At 67.9% G+C, this 14,366-nt stretch carries 15 protein-coding genes; 9 read left to right on the top strand and 6 right to left on the bottom strand.

The genetic code is table 11. From position 1 onward, the window contains the following. Window positions 1–81 precede the first annotated feature (81 nt). Window positions 82–855: a hypothetical protein gene (locus tag PUN51_RS02145; RefSeq protein WP_275179708.1), complete on the top strand. Its 774-nt coding sequence runs from the start codon at window positions 82–84 to the stop codon at window positions 853–855. Between the two features lie 5 nt (window positions 856–860). On the opposite strand, the gene PUN51_RS02140 is transcribed toward PUN51_RS02145, so the two are convergent. Then, window positions 861–1,328 carry an SRPBCC family protein gene (locus PUN51_RS02140; RefSeq protein ID WP_275179707.1) on the bottom strand — a complete coding sequence of 156 codons (468 nt, stop codon included), beginning with the start codon at window positions 1,326–1,328 and terminating at the stop codon, window positions 861–863. A 75-nt stretch (window positions 1,329–1,403) separates the two neighbouring features. Between PUN51_RS02140 and PUN51_RS02135 the strand changes: the two genes are divergently transcribed. From PUN51_RS02135 to PUN51_RS02105, 7 genes are all read left to right on the top strand, one after another. Then, window positions 1,404–2,570 carry an RtcB family protein gene (locus PUN51_RS02135; protein ID WP_275179706.1) on the top strand — a complete coding sequence of 389 codons (1,167 nt, stop codon included), beginning with the start codon at window positions 1,404–1,406 and terminating at the stop codon, window positions 2,568–2,570. Between the two features lie 130 nt (window positions 2,571–2,700). Continuing rightward, window positions 2,701–3,828, top strand: coding sequence for an ABC transporter substrate-binding protein (locus PUN51_RS02130; protein ID WP_275179966.1), 1,128 nt, complete (start codon window positions 2,701–2,703; stop codon window positions 3,826–3,828). 27 nt (window positions 3,829–3,855) lie between these two features. Then, a complete protein-coding gene (locus tag PUN51_RS02125; RefSeq protein WP_159631168.1) occupies window positions 3,856–4,581 on the top strand; it encodes an ABC transporter ATP-binding protein in 726 nt (241 codons plus the stop codon). Beyond that, window positions 4,571–5,509 carry an ABC transporter permease gene (locus PUN51_RS02120; RefSeq protein WP_275179705.1) on the top strand — a complete coding sequence of 313 codons (939 nt, stop codon included), beginning with the start codon at window positions 4,571–4,573 and terminating at the stop codon, window positions 5,507–5,509. Before PUN51_RS02125 ends, PUN51_RS02120 begins: the two co-directional genes overlap by 11 nt. Before the next feature lie 247 nt (window positions 5,510–5,756). Continuing rightward, complete coding sequence (locus tag PUN51_RS02115) at window positions 5,757–6,215, top strand: SRPBCC family protein (protein WP_275179704.1); 459 nt, start codon at window positions 5,757–5,759, stop codon at window positions 6,213–6,215. A 74-nt stretch (window positions 6,216–6,289) separates the two neighbouring features. Next, window positions 6,290–7,552 (top strand): uroporphyrinogen-III C-methyltransferase, encoded by a 1,263-nt coding sequence (gene cobA / locus PUN51_RS02110; protein ID WP_275179703.1) that lies wholly within the window; start codon window positions 6,290–6,292, stop codon window positions 7,550–7,552. Window positions 7,553–7,639: 87 nt separating this feature from the next. Further along, a complete protein-coding gene (locus PUN51_RS02105) occupies window positions 7,640–9,106 on the top strand; it encodes an FAD-dependent oxidoreductase (protein ID WP_224026744.1) in 1,467 nt (488 codons plus the stop codon). Between the two features lie 92 nt (window positions 9,107–9,198). On the opposite strand, the gene PUN51_RS02100 is transcribed toward PUN51_RS02105, so the two are convergent. The 3 genes from PUN51_RS02100 to PUN51_RS02090 are packed head-to-tail and all read right to left on the bottom strand — an operon-like array spanning window position 9,199 to window position 11,545. Beyond that, window positions 9,199–10,395: an SRPBCC family protein gene (locus tag PUN51_RS02100; protein ID WP_275179702.1), complete on the bottom strand. Its 1,197-nt coding sequence runs from the start codon at window positions 10,393–10,395 to the stop codon at window positions 9,199–9,201. Between the two features lie 28 nt (window positions 10,396–10,423). Further along, the gene (locus tag PUN51_RS02095) at window positions 10,424–11,251 is read right to left on the bottom strand and encodes a DUF1206 domain-containing protein (RefSeq protein WP_275179701.1); all 828 of its coding nucleotides are present in this window, start codon (window positions 11,249–11,251) and stop codon (window positions 10,424–10,426) included. Between the two features lie 3 nt (window positions 11,252–11,254). Further along, the gene (locus PUN51_RS02090; RefSeq protein ID WP_159631180.1) at window positions 11,255–11,545 is read right to left on the bottom strand and encodes a hypothetical protein; all 291 of its coding nucleotides are present in this window, start codon (window positions 11,543–11,545) and stop codon (window positions 11,255–11,257) included. Window positions 11,546–11,704: 159 nt separating this feature from the next. On the opposite strand from PUN51_RS02090, the gene PUN51_RS02085 reads away from it, so the two are divergent. Beyond that, window positions 11,705–12,244 (top strand): hypothetical protein, encoded by a 540-nt coding sequence (locus tag PUN51_RS02085; protein WP_159631182.1) that lies wholly within the window; start codon window positions 11,705–11,707, stop codon window positions 12,242–12,244. Window positions 12,245–12,346: 102 nt separating this feature from the next. On the opposite strand, the gene PUN51_RS02080 is transcribed toward PUN51_RS02085, so the two are convergent. Both PUN51_RS02080 and PUN51_RS02075 read right to left on the bottom strand, forming a co-directional pair. Then, entirely contained in the window at window positions 12,347–13,027 is a 681-nt protein-coding gene (locus tag PUN51_RS02080) for a FadR/GntR family transcriptional regulator (protein ID WP_275179700.1), read from the bottom strand. 4 nt (window positions 13,028–13,031) lie between these two features. Further along, window positions 13,032–14,306: an MFS transporter gene (locus PUN51_RS02075; protein ID WP_275179699.1), complete on the bottom strand. Its 1,275-nt coding sequence runs from the start codon at window positions 14,304–14,306 to the stop codon at window positions 13,032–13,034. Window positions 14,307–14,366: the final 60 nt, after the last annotated feature.

Here is a 14,366-nt window from a genome sequence, read left to right as displayed (position 1 = left end):
CGCGGGTGGCATGGGAAGCTCAGGGATCGCTTCGCCGGTGCCGCGATTCCAGGTTCCGGCCTGTTCGTTGAGGGGGACACGATGCCTGCCATCCACCGGTGGAACACCAAAGCCGCCATCCGCTTCGCACGCGACGCCCGCGAGTGGGGAATTCGCCCGCGCCGAGCGCTGATCATCGCTTTGCTGCCGCTGGGCATCGCCCTCGCAACCGCGGCCACCGTCCTGCACCCGCCACTGTTCATCTGGCTCCTTGATGAGGACTCCCTGGTCGAGTGGCTCCAGTTCTTCTCACTGGTGGCTGCAGGCATCTTCCTGCCCCTCCTGGCCTTCCGCCTCTCCAGAACCGGGCACAAGATCATGGCATTGCTTTACGGCGTGGTCGCCGCCGGCGTCTGGTTCCTGGCCGGGGAGGAGATCTCCTGGGGACAACGCATCTTCGGCTGGCAGACACCGGAAGAAATGGAAGCGATCAACCGCCAAGGCGAGACCACCGTGCACAACATCGGCGGGGTGCAGGAACTGGTACCCGCAGCCATGCTGCTGGCAAGCCTTTACGGCGCGTGTGCTCCCTTGGTGTGGAACGCCGTCCGCGGCCGCTGGAAGCACCTGGAGTCTGCACACCTGCTGGTTCCGCCGCTGTGCGTGGTGCCGGCCTTCGGGCTGGCGGCGGCCTACCGCCTCTTCCGCCTGCTGGTGTGGCCCTCACCTGACTACGGCATCTCCGAGTATGGCGAAGTGATGGAACTTTCCCTGTACCTTGGGCTCGCACTGTTCTGCTGGTTCAACCTGCGCCGCCTGGTGGTTGCCCGGGCCGCCGCCCGCGCGCCGCGGCACCGCCTCACCGCCCCCGCCTAGGTTCCCTATCGGGGTTCGCACGCGCGTGGCCGGCGCCGGCTGTCACCTTCAAGGATTGCCTTGAGTTTCTGCAGGTCCTTCCGGGTCTCCCGGCGGATCATTGGTTCCATAACCAGGCCGGCCAGGCGGGAGAAACCCGAGGGGCTCCCGCTGTTGCCGAGCGTCATGCGCGTCCCGCCGTCGTCGTCCGTCCATGTGTAGGTGGTCTGCATGGGGAAGGGGCCCTGGGCGGTGCGCATCACCAATCTCTGGCCGGGGACGTACTCCACGAACTCGTAGGTGTAGTTGAGCTCCCGGCCCAGGAACTTCGCAGTGAACGCCACCTTCGAGCCGGGGCCGAGGGGACCGCTGTCCAGCCGCTGCGATTTGTGGATGTTGACGTACCACCGGGGCGCATTTTCCGGGTTCGCCGCAAAGCCCGCGACTTCCTCACGCGGCCTGTCGATGTGGATATCCGTCTGGACACTGACCATTGCTGCATCTCCTTTCGAAGCGCGGGTTTAGCCTAGGACTTACCCTAGTCCTGGTCACCGCGGCGGGAGGCGGACATGGAAACCATCAGCCCGAAGCTTCTCAATTGGGCGTCCATCCTGGATGACAAAACCCGCGCGCAGGCCGTGATGACGGCGGCCCTGCCGTTCATCTACCCCCACCTGGCGCTTATGCCTGACGCACACTTGGGCAAGGGGGCCACCGTGGGCTCCGTCATCCCCACCCTGCGCGCCATCATCCCGGCGGCCGTGGGCGTGGACATCGGCTGCGGCATGATCGCGGTGCGCACCCAGTACTCCGTGAAGGACCTGCCGAAGGACAGGAAGCGTCTTCGCGAGGACATCGAGCGGGCCATCCCGCTCTCCGCCGGGCACAACAACAGGCAGGTGCTGCCCACGGCTGAGCCCCGGATTGCGGACCTGAAGCGGCGGGCCGCGAACGCCGGGTTCAACCCGGCCCAGTATGTTCCCAGGTGGGAGCTGCAGTTGGGGTCCCTGGGCTCCGGGAACCACTTCATTGAAATCTCCGCGGATGAGGACGACGGCGTGTGGCTCTTCCTGCATTCGGGCTCGCGCGGGATCGGCAACAGGATCGCCCAGCACCACATCGGAGTGGCCCGGCAGGTGAGCCGGAAGAACCAGATTTACCTGCCCGACCCGGACCTCGCGTACCTGGACGAGGGTACGCCCCAGTTCGAGCGGTACATCGCCGAGCTTCGGTGGGCCCAGCACTTCGCACTGCTGAACCGGGAGGAAATGATGGACCGGGTGGCTGCCCAGTTCAGCCGCTGGGTGGGCGGGCCGGTGCGGGAACGCGAACGGATCAACTGCCACCACAACTTCACGCAGCAGGAAACGCACTATGGCAAGCCCGTCTGGGTGTCCCGCAAGGGTGCCATCAAAGCCGCGCACGGCGATCCCGGACTCATCCCCGGGTCCATGGGAACGGCGTCGTACGTCGTGGAAGGCCGTGGCAACCCGGCCTCATTGAACTCCTCCCCGCACGGGGCCGGACGCGAATACTCCCGGAACGCAGCCCGGAAGGCCTTCACCCTGGAGGAACTGAAGCGGGCCATGAAGGGCATTGAGTTCCGGGCGTCGGAGGCCTTCATCGACGAGATCCCGGCTGCGTACAAGCCGATCGACCAGGTCATGCAGGACGCCGCGGACCTGGTGACGGTGCGGCACAAGCTGCGGCAGTTGGTCAACGTCAAAGGCAACTGATTTTGCGAAACCGGGCAGCAGCGCGGCGGAATATGACGCTGGATGAACGTGCGTGACCCTCCGTTTCCGCTTCGTTGAACGGGTCTGGGCCACTCCCTATGGTGAAACAATGACTAGTTCCAAGCCCGGGATGACCCGCATCGTGGCAGGCGAAAGCGCGGTTCCAACGCGCCGGCGCGCCGTCGAGGCTGCCCTGGCCATAGGGCTGGTCCTGCTGATCGCGGTCGGGGCGATCGTTGCCTCCAACATCTCCCGCAACACCGGGGCGCAGGCCGCCGAGCCCACCCCGGCCACGGAGCTGAAACTGGGCTACTTCGGCAACGTCACGCACGCACCCGCCCTGGTCGGGGTCAAAAAAGGGTTCCTCGCGGAGGCCTTAGGCGGCACCAAGCTCAGCACAGAGACCTTCAACGCGGGACCGGCAGCCATCGAAGCCCTGAACGCCGGCGCCATCGACGCGGCCTACATCGGCCCGAACCCGGCCATCAATTCCTTCGCCAAGAGCCAGGGCCAGTCCGTGCGCGTGATCGCCGGAGCCGCCGCGGGCGGCGCCCAGCTTGTGGTCAAGCCCGGCATCACCTCCGCGGCTGACCTGCGGGGCAAGACCCTGGCAACGCCGCAGCTGGGCGGCACCCAGGACGTCGCCCTGCGCGCCTGGCTCACCAAGCAGGGCTACAAGACCAACGTGGACGGCAGCGGCGACGTCGCCATCAACCCCACGGACAACGCCCAGACCCTCAAGCTGTTCCAGGACGGAAAGCTCGACGGCGCGTGGCTGCCTGAGCCCTGGGCGTCACGCCTGGTGCTCCAGGCCGGAGCCAAGGTCCTCGTGGACGAAAAGGACCTGTGGGACGGCTCAGCCACCGGCATACCGGGGGAGTTCCCCACCACCATCCTGATCGTGAACCAGAAATTCGCCGCCGACCACCCGGACACCGTCAAGGCGCTGCTGGCCGGCCACGCCAAGTCGGTCGCGTGGCTCAACTCGGCACCGGCCGACGAGAAGGCGGCACTGGTCAATGAGGCCCTGCAGGAATCAGCCGGGGCCGCGCTGCCGGCTGATGTGCTGAACCGTTCCCTCGCCAACATCACCTTCACCCTCGACCCGCTGGCCGGCAGCTACCCCAAACTGCTGCAGGACGGGGTGGACGCCGGAACCACCAAGAAGGCCGACATCAACGGCCTCTTCGACCTCACCGCGCTCAACCAGTTCACCGGCACCGGCAAAATCTCCGCAGCCGGCCTCGGCCAGGACTGACCCCCACCACTACCTAAGGACGCCACCATGCCAGTCGTACTGGAACACCTGGGCAAGCGCTTCGGCGACGGCGCCCCGGTACTGGACGACGTCAACGCCAACATCAAGCAGGGCGAGTTCGTCGCCCTCCTTGGTGCCTCCGGCTGCGGCAAATCCACCCTCCTGAACATCATCGCGGGACTGGAAGCACCGACGTCGGGCGCCCTGGAAGTGCCCAGCGACGGCGCCGCCTTCATGTTCCAGGACGCCGCACTGTTCCCGTGGCTCACAGCGCGGGAGAACATCGAGCTGGCCCTGAAACTGCGTGGCGTGGGCAAGGCCGAACGCCGCACCAAGGCCCAGGAACTCCTCGAACTGGTGCACCTGGGATCCGCGGGGGACAAGCGCCCGCACGAACTGTCCGGCGGCATGCGGCAGCGCGTGTCCCTGGCCCGCTCCCTGGCCCAGGACCGGCAGCTGCTGCTCATGGATGAGCCGTTCGCCGCGCTGGATGCCATCACCCGCGACCTGCTGCACGATGAGCTGGAACGCATCTGGAAAGAAACCGGGCGGACCATCGTCTTCGTCACCCACAACGTCCGGGAGGCCGTCCGGCTGGGCCAGCGCGTCCTGCTGCTCTCCTCCCGCCCCGGCCGCGTGGTCCAGGAATGGGACGTCACCGAGGAACACCGAACCGACGCCGGGCTCGCCGGCCAGCTGACCGGGGTCATCACCGCCCGGCTGCGTGAGGAGATTCGCCGCCATGCCAAGTAACCCGACACCGCTCGCCGAGGTGGCCGAAACCCGCGAGCACGTGCATGCCGCTTTGACCCGGACTTCGAGTGGCCACGAGGACCTGCGGGAGCTCGAATCCGGCCTGGACTCGCTGCAGTCCGACGCCGACCGCAAGCACCGCGTCGACTGGAGCCGCATCCTCCTGCCGGTGGCCGCGCTGGTGGTCCTGGTGCTCATTTGGCAGTTTTACGTCTCGCTCGGCGTGAAGCGGCGCGACCTGGTCCCGGGGCCGCTGGATGTGGTGGCGCAAATGGGTGTCCTGTGGGGCGACGGCAAGTTCCAGGAGGCGATCTGGACCTCGCTGCAGCGCGGTGTGGTGGGCTTCCTGATTTCGGTGGCCATTGCCACTCCCGTCGGTTTGCTGCTGGCCCAGGTTGCCCCGCTTCGACGCGCTTTCGGCCCGCTGATCTCCGGCCTGCAGGTGCTGCCGTCCGTGGCGTGGGTTCCCGCGGCCATCATCTGGTTCGGACTCACCGACGCCACCGTGTATTTCGTGGTGTTCATGGGCGCCATCCCGTCCATCATCAACGGCCTCATCTCCGGCGTGGACCAGATCCCGCCGCAGTACCGGCGCGTGGGGACCGTGCTGGGTGCGTCCCGGCTGCAGATGGCGCTGCAGGTGATCCTTCCCGCTGCCCTGCCCGGCTACCTCAGCGGCCTCAAGCAGGGGTGGGCCTTCTCCTGGCGCTCGCTCATGGCGGCGGAGATCATCGCGGTGGGCGGCACCATCGGCTTCGGCCTGGGATCCCTGCTGGACCAGGGCCGCGATCTGTCCGACATGACCATCGTGATGGCTGCCATCCTGCTGATCCTCGGCGTCGGCATCCTCATCGAGCTGCTGGTCTTCGGGCCCATCGAGAAGCGCCTCCTGCGGCGCCGGGGCCTCCTGGCCGGCAGTACCCGCTGACCCAGCCCCTCTCCAACGCACCCTTAGGGCCCGACGGCGACCTCCCGCCGTCGGGCTCTGCTGTTCCCTGACGCATCTGCGTCACTTTTGGCCCCGCCACAAGAAGTCCACCCTGCAACTGCGCGGCCGCCAGTCTCTGCCGGCGCCAAAAGATACGCATTCTGGTGCCATCGTTGCGAAGTGTGAGTGACTGCTCAGTTGCCCCACGACGGCGGCGCCCCACATCGCTCCATGGCAGACTGGCGCCATGACCGTCAGCTTCGAGTGCCGCACCGAGTCGCCCCTGCCCGCGGAGCAGCTCTTCGACCGGGCCCGCAGCATCGACCTGCATCTGGACTCCCAGCAGAAAGCACGGGAGCGGGCGATCGGCGGCGTCACCGGGGGCCTGATCGGAAAAGGCCAGGAGGTGACCTGGCGGGCAAAACACTTCGGCATTCCACTCACCATGACCAGCCGGATCACCCACGTGGACTTCCCCCGCAGCTTCACCGACGAACAGGTCAAGGGGCCGTTCACGTCATTCCGGCACGTCCACGAGTTCGAACCCACAGCCGGGGGCAGCATCATGACGGACCGGGTGGAGTTCACCGCCCCGCTGGGAGTCCTGGGCCGCGCCGTCGAGCGCCTCTTCCTCGCCCGGTACCTGGAGCGGCTGATCCGGGACCGCGGCACCTTCCTCGCCGGCAGCGCGGCAGATTCTTTGTGACGCAGCGTTACCTTACGTGAACTGGTGTTGCTGACCCTTTGTGGGCCAATGTGACGCCGCCCTACCGTTGATTCATGGCAATTCAGGACATATACCCCACGGCGCTGCGGCTGCTCGGCCGCCCCGTGCTGGTGGTGGGCGGCGGCTCCGTTGCGGCCCGCCGCGCCAAGGGACTGCTCGACGCCGGTGCCCTGGTCACCGTCGTGGCCCCCGTTGCCTCGCCCGCGCTGCAGGAGATGGCCGACGCCGGCCTGCTCACCTGGGAAGCGCGGCCTTACCTTTCCAGCGACATCGACGGCGTCTGGTTCGTCCAGACCGCAACGGGCGCCCCGGAGGTGGACGCCCAGGTATCTGCCGACGCCGAGGCGCAGCGGGTGTGGTGCGTCAACGCCTCCAACCATGAAGCGTCCGCCGCCTGGACCCCCGCGGTCGCTGAGGTGGACGACGTCAAGATTGCCATCAACGCCGGGGGAGACCCGCGCCGTGCCATGGCCGTCCGCGATGCTGTCGCCACCGCCCTCGAAACCGGCGATCTTCCGCTGCGCCGCCGCCGTGGCCACCAGGGAAGCATTGCCCTCGTTGGTGGCGGCCCCGGCGATACCGGCCTCATCACCGTCCGCGGGCGCCGGCTCCTGGGCCAGGCTGACGTCGTCGTCGCCGACCGCCTCGGCCCCCGCGAACTGCTGAACGAACTCGCACCGGATGTCCGCGTCATCGAAGTGGGCAAAACTCCCGGCCACCACCCGGTGCCGCAGGCGGACATCAACCGCATCCTGGTGGAGGAAGCCCTCAAGGGCCACCGCGTTGTCCGGCTCAAGGGCGGCGACCCGTACGTGCTGGGACGCGGGGGCGAGGAAGCCGAATACTGCCGCCAGCACGGCGTCGAGGTCGAGGTGGTCTCCGGCGTTACGTCCGCCATCTCCGTCCCGGCAGCCGCAGGCATTCCCGTCACCCACCGCGGCCTGGCCAAGGGCTTCAGCGTGGTCACCGGCCACGAAGAACTCTCCGAGGTTCCGGCCCGCGCAGACCACACCATCATCCTGCTCATGGGCGTGGGCCAGCTCCGCGAATCCGCGTCCGCGCTGGGCGAAGCCGGACTGCCCGCAGACACCCCTGTTGGTATCGTGGAAAACGGCTATTTGCCGGACCAGCGCGTCACCATCGGCACGCTCGGTTCCATCGCCGACCAGGCCCAGGCGGCCGGCGTCGCAAATCCTGCCGTGATTGTCATCGGTGACGTGGTGCGCGTCAGCCCGTTCGCGCCGCCGCACTTCAAAACCGCTGACTACAGCACCACCACCCCGAACAGCCCCCGCAAGACCGTCCTCACCACCTGAAACCCATCGATTGCTCCGTACTTGTCGTTATGAACGTTGAAAACGACAAGTACTCAGCAATCGATGCAGAAGAAAAGGAACACAGCCGTGTCATCCAGCACTACCGTAGGATCTGCTGCGCGTCCCCTGCGCGTCGCCGTCGTGGGCTCCGGCCCGGCCGGCGTCTACGCCGCTGACATCCTCACCAAGAGCGAAGCCGTCAAGAGCGGCGAGCTGACTGTCAGCATCGACCTTTTTGACCGCTACCCGGCACCCTACGGCCTGATCCGCTACGGCGTGGCCCCGGACCACCCCCGCATCAAGGGCATCGTCAACGCCCTGCACAAGGTGTTGGACCGCGGCGACATCCGCTTCTTCGGCAACGTGGACTACGGCACGGACCTCACCATCGAGGACCTCCGCAAGCACTACGACGCCGTCATCTTCGCCACCGGCGCCATCAAGGACGCGGACCTGAACATCCCCGGCGTCGAACTGGAGGGCTCCTTCGGCGGCGCCGACTTCGTCTCCTGGTACGACGGCCACCCTGACGTGCCGCGCGAATGGCCGCTGGAGGCCAAGGAAATCGCCGTGATCGGCAACGGCAACGTGGCCCTGGACGTGGCCCGCGTCCTGTCCAAGCACGCCGATGACCTGCTGGTCACCGAAATCCCGGACAACGTCTACGCCGGCCTGAAGGCCTCGCCCGTCACCGACGTGCACGTCTTCGGCCGCCGCGGCCCCGCCCAGGTCAAGTTCACCCCGCTGGAGCTGCGCGAGCTGTCCCACTCCAAGGACGTGGACATCATCCTGTACCCGGAGGACTTCGAGTTCGACGAGGAATCTGACCGCCAGATCCAGACGAACAACCAGACCAAGACCATGGTGGGCACGCTCACCAACTGGATCGCCGAGCAGCCCGAGGACGTCTCCGAGCTCAAGGCCTCCCGCCGCCTGCACCTGCACTTCCTGCACAGCCCGGTGGAGATCTACGACGACGCCGAGACCCCCGGCAAGGTGGCGGGCATCAAGTTCGAGCGCACCGAGCTGGACGGCACCGGCAACGCCCGGGGCACCGGCGAGTACGTGGACTACCCGGTGCAGGCCGTGTACCGCGCCATCGGCTACTTCGGGTCCGCCCTGCCGGACGTGGAGTTCGACCACAAGAAGGGCGTTGTCACCAACGACGGCGGCCGCGTCCTGGATGCGTCCGGCCAGCATGTACCGGGCCTCTACGCCACGGGCTGGATCAAGCGCGGACCGGTGGGCCTGATCGGCCACACCAAGGGCGACGCCCTGGAGACCGTCACCTACCTCCTCGAAGACCGCGAAAACCTGCCGGTGGCTTCGGTGCCGCAGGAGGACGCCGTCACCGAACTCCTCGACGCCCGCGGCGTGAAGTTCACCAGCTGGGAAGGCTGGCTGGCGCTGGACGCCCACGAGCTGGCCCTCGGCGCGGCGGCCACCGAAGCCGGCGGCTCGCACGGCGTGGAGGTCAAGCGTGAGCGCATCAAGGTGGTGCCGCGCGAGGACATGGTGGACATCTCCCGCGACGGCGTCTCCGCCCAGGTCTAGGAGAACGCCCGGCTTCGGGAGCTGAAAGCGGGAACCGCGGGACGCAATTGTCCCGCGGTTCCGGCGTTTAACAAACCTTTAACCCTGATGCGCTATTTCCCGGCGCCCCCGATGGCCATGAGCTCAAGGCGGCGCAGGGTTTCCCGGTTCCGGGCGGAAATCAAGGGATCGCGCAGGAACTTGGGCATCATCTTGCCGGGCCCGCGGATGGCGTCCTCCGCGATGGTCACCAGGCACTGGTTGCCGCGGTCCTCCAGTGTCATCTCCACCTTGGCCTCGCCCATGGGCCAGCCCCGCGCCACCAGCTCCAGCGAGCGGCCGGGCTCGACGGCGGTCACGCGGCTGCTGTCGTCGATCACCAGGGGCCAGGCTCCCACCGAGTGGTGGAGTTGGGCACCCACCCTTGGCCATTCGGCGTCCACGTCCCTGATCCGGGACGCGCCCACCACCCAGCCGGAGTACAGCCAGCCGTCGGCGATGACCCGCCACACGTCGGCCGAGGGGGTTTTGAACAGCTGCGAGACGGTGGACATGGAGTTCCTTCCGGTTGCGGTGGTGCTTTTCCCGAGCGGCGCGGGGGACTCAGGCGGACGTCCGACGGCGGGAGGTGCGGGCCGCCGTGCGGCCCGGTACGAAGGCTTCCGCAGCCGCCGGGTCCAGCTATAGGCCTGCGCCCCAGGTGGCTGGTGCTCCAGGGGATCGAAACGCAGCGGGATGTCGGTGGGACTGGCACCGGCCTGCAGCCGCACTTCGCCGCATTCCCGCCAGCGTCCGCCCGGTGTGGCCCAGTGCAGTCCCAGCACCCATGCCCCGGACGCCAGCGAACCGGGCGGGAGGATCCGCGTCCGCAGTCCCAGCAGCACCGGGCCCCGGCTTCCGCGGTAGGGCATCAGCGTGGTCATGGCGGCACCTGCAACATCCAGCCGCGGCACCAGCAGGAACCGGCCGGGCAACCCCCAGCCGGTGGAGGCAAACAGCACGTCCGCGGGTCCGCCGGCGCCGGGCGGGGAAACCCGCAGGGCCAGGCCAAGGATGTCAGGCAGTACCTGCGGCAGCCCCAGGGACCGCGAAAAGCGGGCCACCACCTGGTCCGTCCCGGGCGCGTCCAGCCAGTCAATGCCGCTGGGGCCGGACGGGTTGCCGGTCCTGGTCAACGTTCCGTGCAGGCCCAGCCCCTGCGGATGGATGGGCCGGTCCGGCCGGGCGAGTTTCAGGAGCCGGAAGAGGCCGGCGAAGGCCTGGCCGGCACTGGAGGCGACGGCGGAACTAGCGCGCAGCTGCTGGGTCATACTTTCTCCCTACCCACAAACTCCTGAACTACATGCGGCCAAAGCGGGCCCGGATCAGCGCGAAGATCCCGTACGCGATGAACCCTGCACCGATGGCTACGAGCAGGGTGGGCCCGAACGGGTGGCCCTGCAGGGCCTTGAGGCTGCCGTCCAGCCCGGTGGATTCGTCCGGCCGGTGCCGGGCGGCGGCGATGATGAACAGCAGCCCGGTGAGGTCCAGCGCAACACCTTTGGCCACATGGCCGGTGACGCCAAGGCTGTCGATGAGCCTGCCGCGGCGGGTGCCCTCGAAGTGGAACAGCTCTTCCTTAAATCCGCGCCGGAGTCCTTTGACCACGAAGTAGATGCCGATGCCGAGGATGGTCAGGCCGAGCGCGACGAGGACCCACGGTCCCACGGGGTTGGCCATCAGGCTGGCGCTGAAGTCCCGGGTATTGTCGCCCGAGTCGCTGCGCTGCCCCAACGCGAAGCCCGCGAAAGTCAGCCCCACGCTGCCGTACGCGATGGCCAGGAATCCCGAGGACACCAGCTTGGCCAGCCGTTCCTTGCGGCTAAGGCTCCTGGCCCGCAGCGTCGCTTCGCTGGCCTGCCACAGTGCAAGGCCCAGGCATGCGGCCACGCATCCCCACATGACCAAGGGACCCCACGGGTTGTCCGCCAGCCGGGCGATGGCGCCGGTGGCCTCGGCATCACCGGGGTGGCCGAACGCGATGGCGATGGCGATGGCCCCCACGATGATGTGGAGCAGTGCCATGACGGCGAATCCGGAACGGGCCAGGACGTCCAGCGCTTTGGCATTGGACGCCTCCTCGACAGCGTCCGCTGCCTGGCTGAGGGTGGATTCGCCGTCGGACATCTCTTAGCCGTTCATGGGGCCTTCGGCCCGCAGCTTCTCTGCGCCGGGTCCCTCCACGTGCACGGTGCAGCGGACCACCAGTTGGCCGGGGGCGTTGTCCAGTTCCACCAGGGAATCGTCCGCGCTGAGGACGGTGAACACCTCCGAGCCGGCTACAACGCCAACGCCCTTGGCCTTTGCCGTTTCCCGCGCGTTCCCCAGCGCCTCGCGCTGCAGTCCGTCCACATAGCCGCCGTCACTTCCACGGGCGGGGTCCCCGAAGGCCCAGCCGAACAATGTCCCTGTGTTTCCCATGGCGACGATATTACGCGGTTGCCCCTCTCCGGGACGGGGTTTCGTAATATTAGTAAGTGTGCTTACCATAGGCGGACCATACCTCGAAGGAATACGGCAGGTGAAGTCCGCGGCACAGCGGCAACCCGGAACCAGTCCACAACGTTAGGAATGCACATCATGGCAGGAAATCTCATTGCCCGTTCAGTTCACGACCTGACGGCAGCAGCATGGTTCGGTGGATCCCTGATGGGCGCCATCGGGCTCAACGGGGCAGCGGCCCAGGCCAAGGACCCCGCAGAGCGCACCCGGCTTTCCAGTGCCGGCTGGATGAAGTGGGCGCCGTTCCAGACCGCGGCCTTCGCCTCCCACCTGGTGGCGGACCTGGCCATTGCCTGGGAGAACAAGGGCCGTATTGCCAAGCAGGAGGGCGTGGCCCGCGACACCGTCATCAAGACGGCCGTGACCGTGGTGGGCGCTGCGGTGACCCTGTACTCGGGCATCCTGGGCAAGAAGGTGGAGAAGCTGGCCGGTGAGGGTGCCGAGGGTGCCACCGAGCCGCACGCTGCAGCCTCGGATGAGCTGAAGTCGGCCCAGCAGCAGCTCAAGGCACTGCAGTGGGCCATCCCCGGCTTCGCGGCCCTGGTGATCATCCTCGGCGCCAAGCACGGCGAGATGCAGCGCCCCAAGAACGTCCTTTCGGGCCTGCGCCGCGACTAGCGCGACCAGCCAGACATAGAGCGGACGACGACGGCCCGGCACCACAGTGCCGGGCCGCCGGCATGCCTAAGGGCTGAACAGGGCGGGGCCAACAGGGCGGCGTTACTCCGCCAGCCACTCCGCACATGAGTTCAGGTTCCGGTTCACGCTGGCAACGGCAGCGTCTTCGTCCCGCTGGGCGATGGCGTCGAGCAGTGTTTCGTGGCCGTCGCGGGGGAGTCCGTTGAACCCCGGCCGGCGCTGCTGCGTGAGCAGGTCCTGGTGGAATACGGTGCCGAAGCTCGCATAAAGCTCATGGAGCAGGGGATTGCCCGAGGCCCTGGCGACGCCCTCATGGAAGCTCCAGTCCGCGTCCGCCCAGGCTTCGTAGTCGCCGTTGTTCCAGGCCTGGTCCCGGGAGGCGAGGAGGGCACCCAGGGCGGCGACGTCGTCGTCCGTTGCGTTGCGCGCGGCCAGCCGGGCAGCCTGGGTGTCCAGGCCCAGCCGGACCTCCAGGATGTGCTGCTCGGTGTGGTCCTGGTACATGCGGCGCGCGGCCCCCGACATTTCGCTCGTGGCCCGCACATAGGTGCCGTCCCCCCGGCGAACCTCCAGCATTCCGCCGTGGGCAAGGGCCTTCACTGCTTCGCGGAGGGTGCCGCGGGAAACCCCCAGCCTGGCCATGAGCTCAGGTTCGGACGGGATGCGCTGGTTCAGCGGCCACTCGCCGGAGTGGACCATGCCCCGCAGCTTGGCGGTGACCTCGGCGGCGAGCGGCGGGCGGACGGAAGGGCTCAGGGACATGGGGCTACTTCCTCTCCGCGGGCTTGCCGGACATCGCAGGGCCGGTGATCATGTGCGACACCACGATCTGGACCAGGGCCAGTGCCAGCAGCAGCCCCAGCGGCAGGGACCAGCCTCCGGTGGCGCTGTGCAGCAGGCCCATGCCGAACGGGCCCGCGGTGGCCAGCAGGTAGCCGGATGACTGGGCCAGGGTGGACAGTGCGGTGGTCTCGGCGGTGCTGGTGCCGCTGCGGCTGATCATCACCATCACCAGCGGGAAGATGCCCAGGCCGAAGCCCAGCAGGACGGCGGGGACGGCCGCCAGGGCGACGGGGAGGACCAGCAGCGCCGCAATTCCCACGGCCATGGTGATACTCACCAGGTAGAACGCCGGACGCAGCATCCGGGGCCTGGCGCCGATGGCAATCAGCACCATGCCCGCGGGGACGGAGACCAGCTGCATGAGGCCGAACATCAGTCCGCTGTCCGAGGCGCTCATGCCCATGGTGGTGAGCATGTAGGGGAACCAGCTCAACAGGGCGTAAGCCAGCAGGGCCTGCAGGGTGAAGATCGCGGTGAGGAGTTGCCCCTTGCGGGTCCGCAGCAGCGGCCAGGGCGACACATGCCCGGCCGTGGTCCGCACCGTATGGCGGTGGGCGTGCAGGGCCACCGGCAGGAAGCCCAGGAAGGCGGCCACGGCCGCGATGCCCACGGCGCCGACGGCGGCGGACGGGGAACCGAGCGCGTGTGCCAGCGGGACCACCGCGACCGAGGTCAGGGTGCCGCCGGTGGTCATGGTCACGGTGTAGACGGCGGTCATGAGCGACGTCCGGGACGCGAAGTGCTCCCGGATGAAGGACGGCATGGCCACGTTGCAGATGGCCAGTCCGGACATACCCACCACGCTCCCGGCCACCAGCATGCCCGTGGCGGGGACGCCGCGCAGCAGCAGCCCGCCGGCCAGCAGCGCCAGGGACCGGAGGATGGCCTTCTCCACACCAAGCCTGCCGGTGAGCCAGGACGTGGCGGCCCCGGCAAGGGCGAAGCAGAGGGTGGGGATGGAGGGGATGATTGCCGCCACCAGCACCCCGTAGCCCAGCACCGCCTGCAGATCGTGCAGCAGCGCGGACGCCCCGGTGATGCCCGCGCGCAGGTTCAGCCCGATCAGCACCAGCGCAATGACGCCGAAGACGACGGCGGAGCGCGGCTTTGCCGGGGCGGTGCCGCCGGCAGGGGTGCCGGTCACCGCAGCGGGTGCCTGGGTGGCTGTGGGAACGGAAGCGGGGGGAGTGGCGGGCATACGAACCAGCCTAAAGGTTAGACGTTTGATGTTTGTGCTTTTGTGGCCAACCTCTCCACG

Source organism: Arthrobacter sp. NQ4, from assembly GCF_029077345.1.
Taxonomy (GTDB): Bacteria; Actinomycetota; Actinomycetes; order Actinomycetales; family Micrococcaceae; genus Arthrobacter.
Note: the sequence above shows the minus strand (reverse complement) of the source record. Positions and strands in the feature narration are given on the sequence as shown.